This window comes from Polyangiaceae bacterium, from assembly GCA_016715885.1.
In the GTDB taxonomy this organism is placed as follows: domain Bacteria; phylum Myxococcota_A; class Polyangia; order Polyangiales; family Polyangiaceae; genus Polyangium.
Window position 1 is genome coordinate 65,439 of record JADJXL010000007.1, and the last position, 17,289, is coordinate 82,727.

17 protein-coding genes and 2 pseudogenes are annotated in these 17,289 nt (G+C 58.7%); 10 read left to right on the forward strand and 9 right to left on the reverse strand.

Annotated elements, in window-relative coordinates:
* Positions 1–45: 45 nt before the first annotated feature.
* Both IPM54_10900 and IPM54_10905 read left to right on the forward strand, forming a co-directional pair.
* Entirely contained in the window at positions 46–1,605 is a 1,560-nt protein-coding gene (locus IPM54_10900) for a cysteine--tRNA ligase (GenBank protein ID MBK9260333.1), read from the forward strand.
* Positions 1,606–1,730: 125 nt separating this feature from the next.
* Positions 1,731–2,668: pseudogene (locus IPM54_10905) on the forward strand (DnaJ domain-containing protein).
* Here the strand turns inward: IPM54_10905 and IPM54_10910 are convergent.
* From IPM54_10910 to IPM54_10925, 4 genes are all read right to left on the reverse strand, one after another.
* Positions 2,665–3,615 carry an alpha/beta fold hydrolase gene (locus IPM54_10910; protein ID MBK9260334.1) on the reverse strand — a complete coding sequence of 317 codons (951 nt, stop codon included), beginning with the start codon at positions 3,613–3,615 and terminating at the stop codon, positions 2,665–2,667. The pseudogene IPM54_10905 and the gene IPM54_10910 overlap by 4 nt on opposite strands.
* A 155-nt stretch (positions 3,616–3,770) precedes the next feature.
* A complete protein-coding gene (locus IPM54_10915) occupies positions 3,771–4,736 on the reverse strand; it encodes a HEAT repeat domain-containing protein (GenBank protein ID MBK9260335.1) in 966 nt (321 codons plus the stop codon).
* Between the two features lie 62 nt (positions 4,737–4,798).
* Positions 4,799–5,002 (reverse strand): hypothetical protein, encoded by a 204-nt coding sequence (locus tag IPM54_10920; GenBank protein MBK9260336.1) that lies wholly within the window; start codon positions 5,000–5,002, stop codon positions 4,799–4,801.
* Positions 4,989–5,420 (reverse strand): hypothetical protein, encoded by a 432-nt coding sequence (locus IPM54_10925; GenBank protein ID MBK9260337.1) that lies wholly within the window; start codon positions 5,418–5,420, stop codon positions 4,989–4,991. Before IPM54_10925 ends, IPM54_10920 begins: the two co-directional genes overlap by 14 nt.
* A gap of 210 nt (positions 5,421–5,630) precedes the next feature.
* Between IPM54_10925 and IPM54_10930 the strand changes: the two genes are divergently transcribed.
* The 3 genes from IPM54_10930 (at position 5,631) to IPM54_10940 (ending at position 7,573) form a co-directional block, all read left to right on the forward strand.
* A complete protein-coding gene (locus tag IPM54_10930; GenBank protein ID MBK9260338.1) occupies positions 5,631–6,866 on the forward strand; it encodes a hypothetical protein in 1,236 nt (411 codons plus the stop codon).
* A complete protein-coding gene (locus tag IPM54_10935) occupies positions 6,860–7,096 on the forward strand; it encodes a hypothetical protein (GenBank protein MBK9260339.1) in 237 nt (78 codons plus the stop codon). Before IPM54_10930 ends, IPM54_10935 begins: the two co-directional genes overlap by 7 nt.
* A 93-nt stretch (positions 7,097–7,189) precedes the next feature.
* Positions 7,190–7,573, forward strand: a complete 384-nt coding sequence (locus IPM54_10940) for a VOC family protein (protein ID MBK9260340.1) — start codon at positions 7,190–7,192, stop codon at positions 7,571–7,573.
* On the opposite strand, the gene IPM54_10945 is transcribed toward IPM54_10940, so the two are convergent.
* Positions 7,567–8,298, reverse strand: a complete 732-nt coding sequence (locus tag IPM54_10945; GenBank protein MBK9260341.1) for a VTT domain-containing protein — start codon at positions 8,296–8,298, stop codon at positions 7,567–7,569. The two genes, IPM54_10940 and IPM54_10945, sit on opposite strands and share 7 nt — an antisense overlap.
* 161 nt (positions 8,299–8,459) lie before the next feature.
* Here IPM54_10945 and IPM54_10950 point away from each other — a divergent pair, with 161 nt between their 5' ends.
* The gene (locus IPM54_10950; protein ID MBK9260342.1) at positions 8,460–9,536 is read left to right on the forward strand and encodes a hypothetical protein; all 1,077 of its coding nucleotides are present in this window, start codon (positions 8,460–8,462) and stop codon (positions 9,534–9,536) included.
* Between the two features lie 171 nt (positions 9,537–9,707).
* Here the strand turns inward: IPM54_10950 and IPM54_10955 are convergent, their stop codons facing one another.
* Entirely contained in the window at positions 9,708–10,169 is a 462-nt protein-coding gene (locus IPM54_10955; protein ID MBK9260343.1) for a hypothetical protein, read from the reverse strand.
* Between the two features lie 248 nt (positions 10,170–10,417).
* Here IPM54_10955 and IPM54_10960 point away from each other — a divergent pair, with 248 nt between their 5' ends.
* Positions 10,418–11,125: a YwiC-like family protein gene (locus tag IPM54_10960; GenBank protein ID MBK9260344.1), complete on the forward strand. Its 708-nt coding sequence runs from the start codon at positions 10,418–10,420 to the stop codon at positions 11,123–11,125.
* A 17-nt stretch (positions 11,126–11,142) separates the two neighbouring features.
* On the opposite strand, the gene IPM54_10965 is transcribed toward IPM54_10960, so the two are convergent.
* Positions 11,143–11,715 (reverse strand): putative metal-binding motif-containing protein, encoded by a 573-nt coding sequence (locus IPM54_10965; protein ID MBK9260345.1) that lies wholly within the window; start codon positions 11,713–11,715, stop codon positions 11,143–11,145.
* A gap of 289 nt (positions 11,716–12,004) precedes the next feature.
* Between IPM54_10965 and IPM54_10970 the strand changes: the two genes are divergently transcribed.
* Positions 12,005–13,240 carry a DUF4297 domain-containing protein gene (locus tag IPM54_10970; protein MBK9260346.1) on the forward strand — a complete coding sequence of 412 codons (1,236 nt, stop codon included), beginning with the start codon at positions 12,005–12,007 and terminating at the stop codon, positions 13,238–13,240.
* Complete coding sequence (locus tag IPM54_10975; protein ID MBK9260347.1) at positions 13,237–14,937, forward strand: hypothetical protein; 1,701 nt, start codon at positions 13,237–13,239, stop codon at positions 14,935–14,937. The genes IPM54_10970 and IPM54_10975 overlap by 4 nt, the downstream gene beginning before the upstream one ends.
* Before the next feature lie 334 nt (positions 14,938–15,271).
* Here the strand turns inward: IPM54_10975 and IPM54_10980 are convergent, their stop codons facing one another.
* On the reverse strand, positions 15,272–15,601 hold the full coding sequence (locus IPM54_10980; protein ID MBK9260348.1) for a hypothetical protein: 330 nt from the start codon (positions 15,599–15,601) through the stop codon (positions 15,272–15,274).
* A 101-nt stretch (positions 15,602–15,702) separates the two neighbouring features.
* Positions 15,703–15,840 (reverse strand): hypothetical protein, encoded by a 138-nt coding sequence (locus IPM54_10985; GenBank protein MBK9260349.1) that lies wholly within the window; start codon positions 15,838–15,840, stop codon positions 15,703–15,705.
* A gap of 36 nt (positions 15,841–15,876) precedes the next feature.
* Here IPM54_10985 and IPM54_10990 point away from each other — a divergent pair.
* Positions 15,877–17,271 (forward strand): annotated as a pseudogene (locus IPM54_10990) (transposase family protein).
* Positions 17,272–17,289 lie beyond the last annotated feature (18 nt).

Here is a 17,289-nt window from a genome sequence, read left to right on the forward strand (position 1 = left end):
GCTTGCCGGCGCGAGCGGCGCTAGACGAGTTGCGTCATGCCCCATATCGCCCTGCGCCTATACGACACGATGACCGGAAAACTCGTGCCGCTGGTCCCCAAACGGCCCGGCCAGGTGCGCGTGTATTGTTGCGGTCCGACGACCTACGACATTTCGCACGTCGGGCATGCTCGCGCGGCTCTCGCCCCGGACATCTTGGTGAGGCACTTGCGCGGCCAAGGAATCGACGTGGTGTACACGCGCAACATCACGGACGTGGACGACAAGATCTTGGCGCGTGCGAAGGAAAATAACGAAGCGCCGATGGCGCTGTCGGCGCGCATGGCCGAAGCGTACCGAGAAGACATCGAAGCGCTCGGTTGCAAGCCGCCCGATCACACGCCGCGCGTGTCCGATCACATCGCGGAGATCATTCAGATCATCGAGGTGCTCATCGACAAAGGCGCAGCGTACGCGGTCGACATGCCTGGCGGCGTGAAGGACGTGTATTACGCGGTTCGGACGTTCCGCGAATACGGCAAGCTGTCGCATCGCAACTTGGACGACTTGGTTTCGGGCGCGCGCGTCGAAGTGTCCGAAATCAAGCGTGATCCGCTGGATTTTGCGCTCTGGAAAGGCGCGGCCGCGGATGCGTGGGGTTGGGAAAGTCCGTGGGGCCGAGGGCGTCCGGGCTGGCACATCGAATGCTCGGCGATGGCCGAAAAGTATCTCGGATTTGGCTTCGATGTGCATTGCGGCGGGATGGATCTCGTGTTCCCGCACCACGAAAACGAGATTGCACAGAGTGAAGCGGCACATCCAGGTGAAGGATCATTTGCAAATATTTGGATTCACAACGGATTCGTCAACGTCGACAAAGAAAAAATGGCGAAGTCGCTGGGTAACTTCGTCACGATCCGCGACGTCTACGACCGCAACGATCCCGAAGCATTGCGATATTTCCTGCTGACGGTGCATTACCGCGGGCCCATACAGTTCGAGACGGAGAAACTGGAGGATGGTCGCGTGGTTTTTCCTGGCGTGCTCGAGGCCGAGCGGCGCATGGATTACCTGTACCAAACGATTGGTCGCCTCGTCACGCTCGCAGAGCTGTCCGGGGGCGTGGACGAATCGGGGCCGGCGCAAACGACGCGGATGCCGAAGGAAATGGCGCCGCTCATGGAGCTTGCGTCGACGGCGCGTAGTCGAGTCGATGCGGCGCTCGACGATGACCTCAACACGCCGGTCGCGCTGGCGGTGATTGGTGAAGTGGCTCGAGCGGGCAACGAAGTGGTCGACTTGGCGCAGAAACGTCGCAAGGATCCGGAAGTTGCCAAGAGCGCGCCGCTCGTTGCGCGCATGCTGGCGAGGGCGCTGTGGTCGTGCGTCGAACCGCTCGGCATCATGCAAACGCCGCTCGAAGAATACCGAGCGCGCACGCGCACGCGACGTTTGTCGCTGCTCGGCAAGACCGCCGAGGACATCGATGCGCGCATCGAAGAGCGCAACCAAGCTCGACAAGCAAAGGACTTCGCCCGCTCCGATGCCGTCCGCAAGGAGCTCGAGGCGCTCGGCATCGAAGTTGCCGACGGCCCGACCGGAACGACGTGGCGCATCGGAGCCTAGACGGAGTCGCATCGGAGATTTAGGCTTTCGGGGCCTGACGGGACGGCTCCCTGGGCTCAGGGGTCGTCTCGTCGGCGGAAATCCACTCGAACGGCCGCTCGTCGTTCGCTTTGCAGAAGAACGTTATGGCGCGTGATCTCTACTCGGTCCTCGGTGTTGCAAAAGATGCCGATGAAGACGCGATCAAGAAGGCTTTTCGTAAGCTTGCCGTGCAGTACCACCCCGACAAGAACCCGGGAAAAGCAAGCGAAGCGAAGTTCAAGGAGATCAACCAGGCGTACGAGGTCCTTTCGGACAAGGGCAAACGTGCGCTTTATGACGAATTTGGAGAGCAAAGTTTGCAGCAGGGGTTCGACCCGGAGCGTGCGAGGTTCGTTCGTCAATACGGCGGAGGTCGGGGGCCTCGACCTGCGGGGCCGGGCGGGCCTGGGTTCAATGTGCAGGAAATTTTGGTGGGGGTGCCGACATGGGGGACTTGTTCGGCAACATTGGAGATTTGTTTGGACGTCGAGGTGGACCTGCGCGCGCGAGAAAAGGGCAGGACGTCGAGGCCGAGGTCACGATTGATTTCGTCTCCGCGATCAAAGGAACGATGATCGACATTCGTCCCGAGGGGGGTGAGGCGAAGACGATTCGGATTCCTGCGGGTGCGAGTGAAGGCAGTCGTATTCGCGTTGCGGGTCAAGGTGGACCGGGCATGGGCAATGCTCCACCTGGTGACGTGATCATTACGATTCACGTGACGCCGCATCCGCTTTTTCAGCGCGATGGAGATGATTTGAAAGTGGAGGTGCCGATCAGCGTTCACGAAGCTTATGCGGGGGGCAAGATTCGTGTGCCGACGCCGGACGGGGAGGTGACGCTGAAGGTGCCGCAGCGCGCGCAAAGTGGGCAGCAAGTGCGTTTGAAGGGCAAAGGCGTGGCGCGCAAAGGCAAGGAGCCGGGGGATTTGTACGTGCGGTTTATGATTCGGATTCCAACGGGAGATGATCCGGCATTGGAAAAGGCGGCCGAAGCGTTGGACTTGCCGGGGGACGAGCTGCGGAAGGATTTGAGGTTTTAAGGTTTCGCTTCGGCAAACCTTCGCCACAGTGAAAACCGCGCTTCCTCGGCTGCCCGGGGCGCTTTTGCTCGGTGCCGGAAACGCGGCGCCTTTTGCGGCTGATCCAGAAACTTCAACAAATCCGGCAGCATTTCCGGCACCGCTTCGCGATGCGGATAATGCCCCACGTTCGGATAACGCCGCACGATGGCGCCTTCGATGTATTCGTGCACGAGCTCCGCGTGTTTTACTGGTAAAACCGGATCCTCGTCACCCCAATACACCGCAATCGGAGGCAAATCTTTCATCCGATGCGCGTAATCCATCATGTGCTCGCGCTGGCCCTTCATATCGAGCGCCCCGCGTAGCGTGCGCGCAAGCGTCCTCGCCGTTCCCGGTCGCGCATTCACCTCCGCCAAATGCCGCCGCTCGTCCGCATTGAAGTTGCCTCCAAGCACGCGCACGCCCGCATGCGTGCCCACGCCCATCAGCGCGGGCGCGGCCGCACCGAGCAGCCCCGTCGTGGCCGCCAGCCGCAAAGGCATCGCTACTTCGAGGCCCAAGCCGCCCGCTGCCACGAGCACCAATCGATGCACGCGACCCGGCTGCTCGAGCAACACGCGCATCGCAATGCCACCACCGAGCGAATGACCCATCAAGTCGAAGTCAGGCACGTCGAGCGACCGAATCCATTCCGCAATCAGCTCGCCATACCAATGCACGTCGTACGATCCATCGTAACGCGACGAATCCCCGTGTCCGGGCAGGTCGAGCGCATACACATGGCGATCACGCCCGAGCACCGGCGCAATGTGGTTCCACGTGCGGCATGTGTCAGCCAGGCCATGTAGCAATATGGCCGGGCGTTTGCCCGCATGCTCCCGGCCCCCTCGAGGAGACCAATGCTCCCAATGTACAACCCCCCCGCGAAACGAACAACGATGACTACGACGCGTGGTGTTCGACATGGCGGAAATCCCAGAATACGGGCAGTCCATGTGCATTGTCCACGACGAAATCGATTTTTTTCGGGATCCACCCCTACAATTCGGTTGAGTGCAAACGATTCTTTGCAGCGCGAATCGATATTCGCAGGCAGATCGTCAATGTGCTGGCACCACCATCAAACATCCCGGCCAAACTTTTCGCTGAACATCCGGGCCAGCTTCTTCGATTTGCGAGCCTTCACGATTTCGGCAACTCGATCCGAAACGCGCGCGTCGTGCCGGTGCAGCGCGAGCGCCTCAATGGCCTTCGCTGCTCGATTTTCGGGCGCCTTCTCCACGAGCTCGCGCAAATATGCCGTCGCTTCCTCCATGCGCAAAAGCGCCATGCTCAAAAGGATCGTCCCTTCGAGGTCGCCGGACGCTCTCTCGAGACCGCTTTTCAGCACCGGCAATGCCGCCGGCAACCGTGATTCACCCAAAGCGAGCGCGGCGGCATCCTGTCCGTCGCGCAAAGCCTCGCCCACGAGTGGCAAGTACCTCTTCGGCGCCAATGCAAGAAGGCTTCGATAAATCGCGCCGAGAGCATCGCTTTCGTCTTCTCCCGCCAACAGGCGCGCGTGCAAAATCGCGGCGCAATTTTGCTCTCCCGTCGATGCAAGCGCTTCCGCGGCAGCCATCCGCACTTCCGGCAAGTCGTCAAATAGAAGCGGCGCCACTTCCAGAATCGCGTCGGGATGATCGATCCGCACGAGCGCATGCGCACAATAACCCCGCACGGCTCCGGCCGTATCCGTCGGCGGCCCGGGCGGCGTAAATTCGACCTGCTTGTGCCGCAAACCTTCCAAGTACAATTCGGGCACATGCGCCTCGAACATGACGAGCACATCGAGGAGCAATCGCTTGGCAATGCAGCCACGATCGGCAACTTCTCCCGCGAGCAGTCGTTTGCATGCGTCGGCAAGGTCCTTTTCGAGCGCCCGGGCTTCGAGCGTTTTGACGAGTTTCGCCGCTTCGCCAATGAAAAAGACGTTGTCGTCGGCCAATAGCTTACGTAATTCGACAATGGCTTCCGCCTCGGGCGCATCCGCGAGCTTGCGAAGTCGAGCGAGCTTATCGTCGAAGGTGTTTTTCCGAGGCGCCATGACGGGAAGGGTGGCCTGAAAGAGAGACGAACGCAAGCCTGCAACTCGTGTTTTATAACACTTCAAAATTGCCCCATGATCCAAATGCCTTTCCGATCGCGGTCCATCATCGGTGCGACGGAAAACATCGGAATTTCGATTCCAGCGACCTTGCGCGGTGCCGCCGCCGGTGTTTCCTTGTAATGCAGAAACGCGATATCGGTAGCCTGCCACAAACCTGCGGCAAGCCATGGACCCAAGATTGGCAACCAACTATGGGAATCCACGGCACTTCCAATGGCCCAACCTGCCAGCGGCGCCAAAACGTTGCCTCCGAAGCTCAGATACATACGACCCGTATTCCCATTTACCCCCGTGCACGATGGGCGTCGTGAACACGCCGCCAATGACCGTGGGAATGAGCAGCCAAAACCCTCCACCGAAAAGTCCACCAGCCGCCATGAGGTGCGTCGGCACGACACCGATGAGTGATTGCCAGCCATACCAAGAAACCTGGGGAGCCGGTTGTTGAATTCCCGCAGCTTGGACATTGTAATGCGGATAGGGTGGAGGCGCTTGCACCGGCGGCGGCGGTTGCGTGGTCGGTGGAGTCAAAGGCAGCGTCGGAGGAGGCAGTGGCGGTTCGGGCAACGCCGTCGGCGCAATCGGTTCGTGTGGCTCGTCCGCCCATGCCGATCCAGTCATCGAGACGGCGAAAACAAGTGGACATGCAAAGCGCTTCAGGTTGATGCACATCGACGACGGCCTCCCTCACACGCCATCGTACGAAATAGATAGGATGGGATGCAATGACGTATCTTCGAGCAGCTTTCTTTTGTGGTTCCCTCGTCCTCGGTGGTTGCTCCGACGATGGGCCACTCTTCCCAAAGAGCAATCTCATCGACGAAGCTGGCTTTGTCGAGATCGAGCCCGTCGATTACGCGCTCCACGGCGATTTCGGTACGCGCTCGTTCCGTTCCTCCGCAGCGGCTCTTCTACGCATTTCAACCCGCCGACGAATCACCTGAGGACAAAAGGCTCGCCGTGTTTTGGAACGGCGGCCCCGGCGCAGCTAGCGAAGTTCTGCTCGCCCTCGGCACGGGCCGCTCGAGCATCGATCCAGCATGGAATGGCGGATCGATCGTCGGGCCAAACCCCGCCCGTTTTACCGCATTCGCAAATACACTTTACATCGACGCTCGCGGAGCAGGTTTTTCTTATGGATTGCTCGACGATCCGTCCGATGCCGCCGCACGCGCGAACGAGTTTGCATTGCGAAACCACAATGCGTGGCTCGATGCGGCCGATTTCGTACGAGTTCTCTTACGGTTTTTTGCGACGCACCCGACGCTCGAACGTTCACGAGTGGCCTTCGTCGGCGAAAGCTACGGAGGCACGCGAGCTTCGATCGTGCTGCACCTCTTGATGCATCCGGACATGTACGGCGATGGCTCCGCACCGTACGAAGACAATGCGCTTTCCAATGAAATTCGCACGCACCTCGAAGTGACCGGCGCAGCCGAAAAAGGCGCGGCGGTCGATCCGGCACGCGTCGCCGAGCAATTCGGCACGCAAGTGCTCCTGCAACCGCGGCTGACCGAGCATCAAGCAACGTATACGGGCATTTTGCTGGAAGCCCCCGGCTCGGTGATGGACGATATCGCGCTCGAAACGGGCGTACCTTTCGTGCGCTGCTCGGACAAACCTCCGCCGTGTGACGCATATCGAAATGCGCTCGACCATCTGGATGCCGTGGGCCGCGACATGTACGACATGGAGCGTCCTTCGGGATATATGTTTGGCCGCTTCGATGACTTGACTGACAGAATGGTTTTACCGGACGTATTGGGAAAATGCCTTGGCGTAGATCCGAAGCGAATCGAAGGACTTTCGGCTGCATCGCGAAAAGGAGCCTTTCGCGTCGTCAATGCAGCCAATGCGTCTCCTCACCGCTCGATGCGGCGCTTGGAGCATTGCCGTCGTGGATCGATATTTTTGGTGGAAGTTTTCGACCTCATGAATTTACCTTTCGCGGCCCCGAAGCGGTGGCGCTTTCCGTGGACATCCCCGACGCGCGGTGGGGTGATCTGTTCCTCGACAATTTGCGCCACACGCGGACGCTCATTACGGCAGCATCGAGAGACATGGTGATCTATTCGCCAGCCATTGCTCCGGCGCTTGGATTGCACACGGTCGCGTCCGTCACGGAGGAGAATGAAGACCCGGCGCGCTCATTGCGACCTGGTCGCATTCGAGTCGACTATGCGGACGGGGAGACGAGGTACATACGGTTTCCACGGTACGATGCCGGGCACGTCGTAACGCTGGACACGCCGAAGGAGTTTGCGGAAGACGTCGAGGCGTTTTTCAGGGACGAATGAGAAGGGTTGTCGAGCCAACTTGCTTTTGTGGTAGGCATTCACGTCGTGTTTTGATAAAGCAGGACACCGTTCACTCGTTCAGGGAGGTTTTTCATGACGATGCTATCCACCGCAAAACCCGTCAACTACATCATGACGCGCGACCGCAAGACATCCGCAACCTTTTATGGTGAAACGCTTGGCTTGACGCACCTGTACACGGATCATGCTTCCGCCGTTTTCGATTTGGCAGGCGCGCCGCTCCGCATTACCGAGGCTTCGGACTTCACGCCACGAACGCATCCCGTGCTCGGTTTCGAGGTTGCAGACATTGAAGCTACGGTGAAAGAGCTCGCCGCCAAAGGCGTCAAGTGCACGATTTACGAAGGCATGGGCCAGGATGCGCTCGGCATTTGGACGTCACCTGATGGGAAGGTGAAACTCGCATTTTTCAACGATCCCGATGGCAATGCGCTGACCCTGTCCCAGCATCAGTGATTGGCTCGCGCAGCCTCGGCCAGCGCCTGATCGAGCGCCCGGCGCGCATATCGAGACGCGACGAATACAGCAGCCAACGTCAACGCGAGCCCCAGCACCATCGTCACCCATGCCAATGGCCCGCGCGCCGAATGCTCACCCGACACGAGCGCCGCGGCGCTCTCCACGTTCGAGCCAATGTACGCGTGCACCACCGTCGCCGGAAATAACCCGCAAAATGTTCCCAGCGCAAAATCGCGCAACTTCAATGACGTCGCCGAAAGCATATACGTCGCGAGGTTTTGCGGGAATGTCACGGCCAAACGCATCAAAAGCGTAATCTTGAAACCGCTCGTGCGCACGGCATGATCGACCGCACGCCAAAAATGAGTTTCAGCGGAGCGCGCCAAAAATATTTTGTTCGCAAACGTTCGCCCCACGAGAAATACGATACACGCGCACAACGTTACGCCTGGCCACGCAAGCAAAAGGCCCCACCCAAAACCATACGCGTATCCAGCAAGTCCGGACATGAGCCAAAGGGGCGTCGTCACGAGCAGCGCAATCGTCTCGATGACCAAAAAAAGTCCCACGCCCAAAAGCGGCACTTCGCGCATGAATTCGACAAGGTCCACGAGCGCTCGGCGGACGAGCGGCACGCGCATCACGACGAAGGGAAACGCAAGCAACAAGCCTACCAAGAGAAGCCGCGATAAACGCTTCCAATGCTTCGCCGAAATCGCCATGAACGTCCTAATCGAAACGCGCTCGGGTCACGATACCGCCCTCACACGCGGATACGCAAGCGCCAATCGATAGCAGATGACGCGCAAGGACAACGAAGCCACCCATTTTCTTCCTGGAAAAGTACGATGATCGGGGCCATCCTAAAATAAAGGCGGCTTGCATGGCTTCTGCCACGATCGAAAGACTCGTCGCGCACTTCGACCGAAGAGAGCAGCGAACGGTGCCGCCTCTAGCGCCGAAAGAATCGAGCGTGGAACGCGCTGCATGGCGAGAGCAGATCGTCAATGCGCTCGAACGCCTCGAAGCAAATGGAGTGCTCGATCAACGAGATTCACTCGAAAATCCACTGACGGAATCGCTCGTCACGGTCGCCGAGGGCACCTTGTGGGAACCATTTGCCCGCGAGCCCGGACGAACTCGAATCTTTGGCGAGCTGGTGTTCAATTTGGCCGACCCGAAACGTATCAATCAAGGACTCAAAGGAACTTGCGGAGCCGCGTGCATCGAAGGGTACATGGCAGAGCGTGATCCGGCGGAATACGCACGCATCGTGACGGGACTCGTGACACGCGATGGACGCGCGACGCTGAAGAGCGGCGAAGAGCTCGTATGCGACGAAGACGTGCTGGGCCCAGGTCCGCTCGAACAAGGGCGCAATCCGGTGAGTCGCGTTTTTCAAGCGGCGTGCATGGAGTTTGCCTATCCAAACATGGATTACGACAATGTCGTCGATGGCCATTTCGACGGCGACGAGAACGTTGGTTCGGGACTCGAAATGAACGCCTTCGAACGGCTTCTCGCAGCGGTCACGGGCGAAACGTGGAAAACCATTTCCGTCGCGCATACGCGCATGGCGAGCATGTTTTCGCGCTTGGGAATGGACACGCACGACGTCGTCGACATCGTTCGAGATGGGCTTTCGATCATCGATCAATCGACGCGCCAAGGCGATCACGTGTTCGTCACGCTGCAATTGCCTTCGGTGCCGAATCCCATTCCGGGCGCAGAGCCTGCGGTTCTGCACGATGCGCCGCACAAGGTTCGCGTCCTTCGAATCGATTGGACGAACCGCTCGATCCACTACGACGATCCGATGGATCCGACGCAAAGCTGGTTCGACGGTGCCGAAGTCACGATTCACGACGCGCAAGGGCATTGCAGCATGAAGATCGACGACTTCCTGCGGCTGATGACGGAGCTGAGTTATCGACCGGCGTTATGGAAGCGATCGGTCTGATAGCGGGCCTGGATTTGCACGCTCGCTTCGCGCGCGTGGGACGCGCGCTTCGCGAGGCTTAGTTTACGATGGGGGGTCCGAGCCTCCCGGTGCTTTTGCTTCGCAAAAGCACGGCGAGGCTCGGACCCCCCATACCCCCCGATTTGCCTTATGCCAAACTGAACGGCGCTCTCAACAAGCCCCAGCGCAACCGCGTACCGAGTGAAACCAAAGGCCGCCTTGCGCTTCGCAGTCGTCACGCTCGAACTTGATCGTGCAGCAACGCTCGGTGCCGGGCCCACACACTTGCTGCACCGGTCCACTGCGCAAGCAACAGATGGCTTGGTCGTCATCGAGCGGTACGTCGACCTTGGGCTTCTCGGGCGCCGATGGCAGCGACGGCGACGGGACACTCGGCGCCTGCACCTGCGGCATCTCGGGAGCCTGCGGCATTTGAGGCAGCTCGAACTTCGGAGGCTCGGGGATCGTCGGCAACTGCGGCAGACCGAGGAGTTGGCAGCCGAGCGGACCACCAGCGAACACAACAGCGGCAAATGGCACGCAAAGGGCGACGAATTGGCGTAGCTGCTTCACGATTTCCTTCGGTCGCATAGGACGAACCTCGAGCGACAATTCCTGGATCACGTGTCGCATGAACCCGCGCGCGTGGCAAGATATCGGACGAACATCCATGCACGATGCTCGAGTCCCGCGGCAAGCACGCGGAGATCCGCAGATGCAACGTGCAAGGAGCCCGCGACCGAGTCGCCATCACCGCTACGGTTGAAAGTGCGTGCGCGGAGTGCAATCCATGAACGTCGGTGACTACTCCTCACGCTACTTCCGCGTCTTCACCACGTTCGCTCGCGCCTCGTGAGCACGGAGCGTACGGACAGCTCGGCGTGCCGCTCATCGCAGGGCTCGCGCTGGGAACGCCCAACGTCGCATCGATCGGGCTTGCCGTCGGAGCGCTCGCAACGTTCTTTGCGCACGAACCGCTCCTGGTGTTGCTCGGTCAACGCGGCGCGAGAGCACGTGCACAAGACGGCGCACGAGCTGCAAAACGCTTGAAGCTCTTGGGCACCATCGCAGTGGTCTTCGGCGGCGTGGGATTGTTTTTTGCTCCAACGATCGCGCGTCTCGGTGCCCTGCCCCCGCTGCTCCTCGCGTGCATCGTCGTGTGGTTCGTCTGGCGCAAGGAAGAGAAAACGACGTTGGGAGAAGTCGTTGCAGCAACGGCTCTGTCGGGCGTGGGTTTTCCCATCGCGCTTGCCGAAGGCGTCGACCTCTTCCGCGCAGCGCTCGTGTGGGTCGTCTGGGCCGTCGCGTTTGCCCTCGCAACCGTCGCGGTACGAGCCGTGATTGCCCGAGCGAAACATGCCGGTCCTTTGCCGATCGTCACGGCGTATGTTGCGCTCGTCGGATCGATCGTGGCGAGCGTCGGTTTGGCACTCGCGGGTCAACTTCCGATGTCCGTGCCGATCGCGCTTGTACCGTTCCGGAAGTGCTGGGCCTCGGCGTGCTCGTCGCACCCGTGCATACGAAGCACTTGCGCAAGGTGGGCTGGGGCTTGGTTGCGGCGAGCGTCACGACGTGTGGGTTTGTCGTGACGTTCTTTCGTTGATGTTTAGTTTGCGGCGCAGTCGAGGTTTTGCGTCGAGCAGTTCGTCATGACGCACGTCGAGCACTCGGTCGTCGCCGCGGCTCCCGTGCAGATGTTGCTCCCACAATCGGTCATGCAGTCCGTGCAGGTGCACGTCTTCAGCGCATCGAACGCCGCTTCGCTTGCAGGTGTGCAGAACGGATCGGCAGGAGCACCGAGGCCCGTTGCCTTCACCGCTTGATCACACGTAGTGCACGCGCCGCCGCTTCCGCCGCTTCCGCCGCCACCGCCACTTCCACCACTTCCACTCGAAGAGCTCGACTCGGAACTCGAAACACCATCGACGCCATCGCAGTTCTGATCGATGCCATCGCCAAGCGTATCGGTCGCTCCGGGATTCATCGACGCGTCGTTGTCGTTGCAGTCGGCGTAGTCCGGGTATCCATCGCCATCGAAATCGAAGCTGTCGCCTGGTGGGCCGCCGTAACAGGCCATCAGCGTGACGGCGACGAGGCCGCCGGTGGCAGCCGCGGCGACGCCCTTGACGAGGCCGCCGAGCTTCAGAAGGTACTTTGACGTCCAACGATTCCGCGCCACAGTGCGGACACGCGGCCGCGTTCGTCGGAACGAACCCTTCACAATGCGTGCACGTGAGAAGCATGAATAAGGATCCTTTTTTGAAGCGCGCTCATAGGCTGCACGCGTCTATAGGCCCGAGAATAGCGAACGGATTCGTCGCATACCTTTCGTGGCGCTTTTACATGCCGGCTGCGTCCCGGTCATCGCCGCCATGATGAATTTGCCCACACGGAATATAGAAACCTTGACTGATGCCGCATCCACCTGTGTAGTACGCCCTGCTCGGTAGGCAGGCTAAGTTGGCCATATGTCCGACAAACCCGATAATGACCAGACCCTAACGGGCCTTCTGCAACGGCTCTTAGGACCCCCTAGAGAGATCGACGGTTCGCGCGCCACCAACCGTCTGAGCTTTCAAGTGCATTGGGGCCTTTGGAAAACGCTAACGCTGCACCAAACGCCACGCGATTACGCCGTCCTGTTCGACTTTCACGACGACATCGTGGTTTTCGAGCCTGCCGACGCCCCGCAACGCGCAGAGTTTTATCAAGTTAAAACCAGAACCGACCCCCACTGGACGCTGGGGACCCTGCTGGAGGCGGACGGACCCTCGGGTAGCGTTTTCGGAAAGCTATGCTTGCATATTGTTAAATTCCGAGGCTACGTTCACCTCGTAGCCCTCGTCTCGAATAAGACCTTTGGCCTCAAGCTTACCACGGGAGTGCCTTCGGATCACTTGAACGAAGTCAGCTTCGCCGACATTGATACTGAGACGTTCGACAAGCTTATGGATCGCGCTCACAAGGACGTTGCGTCGATCGGTGAAACGATAGAACCGCAAGAAGCCAAAGACGTCGTCCGCTTCATCGTCACAGCATTGCCACTAGAAGACCAGGAAACATTCCTGCTTGGCGAAGTCAACAAGTGCCTAGCGAAGACATTTTCTCATTGTCGCGACCAGAGGTTCAACTCGGTGGGTGCATACAGACACCTGTGCCTTGAAGTAGAACGCCGCACAAAATTCGAATATTTACATAACATCAAAAATGCCGAAGATCTATTCAGGTTCAAAACCCTAACGCGCCGCGAACTGACGGACACGCTGAAGGAATACGATCCACGAATGGATCCTGAACAAGCATTCCAGCACCTAGAGCCTACCCTAGCGCAAAACGGCTACTCGGATCGTAAACGATCAAGCATCAGGACTGCATGGCGTACCTATGCCGCTCGCGTTCGCGATCCACACGATGCATCAATTCGTGCGGTGCGGGAAGAGGTTCAGCGCTTCGCCAAAAGCGCGAAACGAGACGAATCCTGGGACAGCTATCGTGATCTAATTGAGCGTGGCGTACGCGACGTTTTGCCCGAGATAGAGCATTTGCCGTTAAAATACCGCGACTTAGACTTGCTTGCCGCAGCCGTGCTGATGGAATTCTATCGATTGGAGTACGATGAAACGGATAGAGCAGACACCCATGACGCCGCTCCCGAGAGCGGATTACAACCGTCTAATTCGCAGCCTGAGGAGAAGGCTCCATGAGAAGCTTGTTGTTGCGCCGAATTTACATCCAGTCTCCCCGGGAGAGAAGAGCCCGAATGGTAGAACTGGATCGCAAAGTGACCGTAATTCAGGGGGAAAATAGAACAGGCAAATCGTCTTTGATCCGAACGATATGGCACTGCTTCGGTGCATCGCCTTCCACCACGAGCAGCAGGTGGGAGCGTGCAGCAACCGTCAGTGCCGTCGAATTTGCTATCGACGACCGCGATTACACTGTTCTACGCAATGGCGATACAATTGCGTTATTCGCTGGACGCGATCAATTGATACGAGTGGTCGAAGCAGGTTCGCCTGAGTGTTCGGAATACTTTTCGCAATTTTTCGGCTACGGCCTCATGATCCCCTCAGCAGGCGCATCGGTTCCGCCCCCTGCATACATGTATCTCCCGTATTACATAGACCAAGACAAGAGCTGGATCCGGCCCTGGACGGGACTAAAGATTCGGAGTGCCATCTCGGGCCTGCGAGAGGAATTAGTAGACTTCCACGTCGGATTGAAGCCGAATGCATACTACGAATACCGAGCCCGCGAAACCAGGCTAGAAGCAGACTTGCACGCCACAGATGCGCAGCTCAAGGTCATAAGCAAGACGTATACGAGTATCGGCGACCGCTTCGACGGTTTCGTCGTAGAATTCGACCAATTCACCACAGAGGTCGATGAAATTTTGCAGAGATGCAGAAATCTCCAAGCGCAGGACGATGCATTCAAGGAAAAGCTCGTCAATCTAAATAATCGCAAGATGGCCATACTTGCTCAGGTCGATGTGGTGGGCTCAATAGCCAAGGAGCTTCATCTTGATTACCTCTTTGCGATGGGCCAGGTGGCGGAACGCATCGAGTGTCCGCTGTGCGGAGCTTCGTGCCCAAATACGATGGCATCGCGCGCGTCCCTCGCTCAAGACGAGGACGTCTGCCTGCAGATCGCTACTCGACTCCGGAGCGACTTGATTGCCATTGAGCGCGAGATCGCAAAAACACAGGCTTCTTACCAGCGCAATGCTGAAGAGCTTTCCCGCGTGCAGGAATTGCTCGACAGGAGGAAGAAGGAGATCACTCTTAAAGATTTGATTGCCGCCGAGGGCAAGAAGGAGCTCAGAGCCCGATTGAAAACAGAAATCGATTCGCTATCTCAGGGAAGACTACGTTTGGCGGCCGAAATCGAAGATTGCCGGCGCTGGACCAGATCAGCCATCAACAAGCAACTTCGAAAGGATATCCTCAAGGATTACAGGGAGCTATTTTCCCGGCATCTCGACTCTCTGGACGTGTCACAATCCCAGCGCTCGGACATGTTCACTTCCTTGACGCCATCCTTTGTTGAAGGAACAGGGAGCGAGAAGCCGCGCATTTCGTTGGCATATGCGTACACATTGCTTCACCTGATTCGTAAGCGCCCACAAGGCGTGGTGTTTCCCGTCGTTATCGATTCGCCAAATCAGAGTGACCAGGACGCCCAGCACCGTACACGAATATTTCGATTCATACGAGATGCCTTGCCCTCAGAAACGCAGCTCATCCTGGGAACTATGAGCACATGGGGGGTCAACTTTGGGGGTAGAGTTGAAAACTTGGATACCAAAGATGTACTCTTACGTGATGACCAATACGACAAGGTGGTCGCTGTACTGCGCCCGCTCCAGACGAAAGTATGGGCTTTGAGGCCATTAGGATGAGAGCTCACGACGTCGCTCCGCCCGGGGGGCTTGACATGGCAAGACGAACCTGCGCGATCCCCGCTTCGGGCTTCAGCACCACCAACAAAACCGATGCTCCCCCGGCCTCCTCCAAGCACGCTTCGTGATGGACAAACCACAGCCCCCTCAAAGAGCTTGAAAAAGTTCCTCGAGAGGGCTGGACTCGAAGTTGCGAAGCAACGGAGGAGTCCTATGTGGCACGGCTTTTGCCGGACGTCAAGTTTTTCTTGACGCTTGTCGAGCTTGACGAAGCGATCGCACAAGAGGCCAGCGCGGCTGGATGCGCGTGCGGGGGCAAACTTCACCGAGCAGACTACCCGCGAAAACCACGCGGCATCGTGGCCGACGCCGAACCATTGTTCAGCCGCCGCATCAGCTTTTGCTGCGCTCGAGAAGGCTGCCGAGCACGCACGACGCCGCTCTCGATCCGCTTTGTTTCTCGCTCCGTGTACGTTTTCGCCATCATCCTGCTGGCGGCTGCAACGTACTGGCAGCAGCGCGGCGCCGACAGCGCTCGTCGTGCCGCGACAACCGCCGCAGAATCATTCGACATCCCCCGACGAACCCAGCGTCGCTGGCTTGCGTTTTTCGTGTCCATTCTGCCATCGCTGTCCGGCTTCATCGCCGAACGCTCGCGTTTCATGCCTCCCCTCAACGAAACGCGCTTGCCCCTGTCGCTCCTCGAAAGGTTTTCCGGTGATCCCCGAGACCAACTCATGCACGCCTTGCGGTTTGTCGCAATGGTTACGAAGCCGCCCAGTCATCGAGCACGCTATCCGATACTCGATTGTCGATACGCAGAGCTTGGTTTTTGCGGTAAAACCGATTCTGAGGTAGTCCCCGGTTGTCCGGAGGCGGCAATGTAGCCCGCGCTCCGGTCATCGAGGTGACCTTATGAACGAATGAGAGGGCGTGCCGATGCGCATGCGATGGGCTCGTCTGCGCTTTCAAATCATAGGAACGCTTTTTGCGGCTCCGCCCGATCATGGCGAGTTATCGATTGCCATCGAGGAGCTCGCCAAGAAGCAATGGCGCCATCCCACGACGGGAGAATGCGTCAAGTTTGGCGCGTCCACCATCGAGCGATGGTACTACCAAGCCAAAGCGTCGCCCGTCGACACGATGGAATCGCTCGCGCGCAAAGTGCGTGGTGATGCAGGAAAACAACCCTGCATCCATGCCGTGCTCAAAGAGACCATTCGGCGCCTGCACCAGCAATTCCCGTGGCTGTCGTTTCAGCTTCATTACGACAACATCTGGCTCTCGCGGAAAAGGATCCGACCATCCATCCGATTCCGTCGTATTCGACGATTTGTCGATACATGAAGAGCCAGGACTCTTGCGCGCAAAGTCGTCCAAGATCCGGCAGAAGAAGTCGAATACGGGCGAAGCTTTCGAGGTGCGGGAAACGCGCTCCTTCGAGGTGGAGCACGTCAATGGGCTGTGGCATTTGGATTTTCACGAATGCTCACGCAGCCTCTGCTTGCCATCGGGCGAACGGCACAAGCCGGTGCTCTTGTGCGTGCTCGATGATCGGTCACGATTGGTTTGCCATGCGCAATGGTACCTCGCTCCGAGCGCGGAGACGCTGATTCACGGCCTTTGCCAAGCGATCATGAAACGCGGATTGCCCTGGGCGCTTTACGCCGACAATGGCGGGGCCATGGTTGCCGCCGAAACGCGTGAGGGACTGTTGCGACTCGGTATCGTGTACGATCACACGCGGCCGTATGGTCCTGAGCAAAACGCCAAGCAGGAAGTGTTTTGGGCTCAGGTCGAAGGTCGGCTCATGGCGATGCTTCGCGGCGAGCCTACGCTGACTTTGGCATTGCTGAACCAGGCGACGCAAGCGTGGGTCGAACAGGAATACAATCGGTCCATCCACAGCGAAACCAAGCAAGCGCCCATTGCACGATTTCTCGATGGGCCGAATACGAGTCGCCCGAGTCCAGAGCTGGACGAATTGCGCCAGGCATTTCGTCGGTCCACGACGCGCGCAGAGACAAGGCGACGGCACGCTGAGCCTCGAGGGGATTCGTTTCGAGATTCCCGCGCGATATCGGCCTTTGAAGCGCGTCCACGTCCGATATGCAAATGGGACTTGTCGTCGGTGGAACTGTGCGACGAGCGTACGGGAAAGTCTCTGTGCACGCTTTTGCCGCTCGACAAGGCCAAAATGCCGACCGACAACGGCGAGTGATTCAATCGGACGCAAAGCCGACCGACCACGCAGGGGACGCGCCTGGAATCACGCCATTGCTACAGAAATACATTGCCGAATACGCGGCGACCGGGTTGCCCCCGGCATACCTCGCTCACGAGGAAGTAACG

Coding starts and splice junctions, on each gene's coding strand:
- IPM54_10910 (MBK9260334.1), bottom strand. CDS start 3,615: ATGTCGAACACCACGCGTCGTAGTCATCGTTGTTCGTTTCGCGGGGGG.
- IPM54_10915 (MBK9260335.1), bottom strand. CDS start 4,736: ATGGCGCCTCGGAAAAACACCTTCGACGATAAGCTCGCTCGACTTCGC.
- IPM54_10925 (MBK9260337.1), bottom strand. CDS start 5,420: ATGACTGGATCGGCATGGGCGGACGAGCCACACGAACCGATTGCGCCG.
- IPM54_10935 (MBK9260339.1), top strand. CDS start 6,860: ATGGTGATCTATTCGCCAGCCATTGCTCCGGCGCTTGGATTGCACACG.
- IPM54_10940 (MBK9260340.1), top strand. CDS start 7,190: ATGACGATGCTATCCACCGCAAAACCCGTCAACTACATCATGACGCGC.
- IPM54_10945 (MBK9260341.1), bottom strand. CDS start 8,298: ATGGCGATTTCGGCGAAGCATTGGAAGCGTTTATCGCGGCTTCTCTTG.
- IPM54_10950 (MBK9260342.1), top strand. CDS start 8,460: ATGGCTTCTGCCACGATCGAAAGACTCGTCGCGCACTTCGACCGAAGA.
- IPM54_10955 (MBK9260343.1), bottom strand. CDS start 10,169: ATGCGACACGTGATCCAGGAATTGTCGCTCGAGGTTCGTCCTATGCGA.
- IPM54_10970 (MBK9260346.1), top strand. CDS start 12,005: ATGTCCGACAAACCCGATAATGACCAGACCCTAACGGGCCTTCTGCAA.
- IPM54_10975 (MBK9260347.1), top strand. CDS start 13,237: ATGAGAAGCTTGTTGTTGCGCCGAATTTACATCCAGTCTCCCCGGGAG.
- IPM54_10980 (MBK9260348.1), bottom strand. CDS start 15,601: ATGAAACGCGAGCGTTCGGCGATGAAGCCGGACAGCGATGGCAGAATG.
- IPM54_10985 (MBK9260349.1), bottom strand. CDS start 15,840: ATGACCGGAGCGCGGGCTACATTGCCGCCTCCGGACAACCGGGGACTA.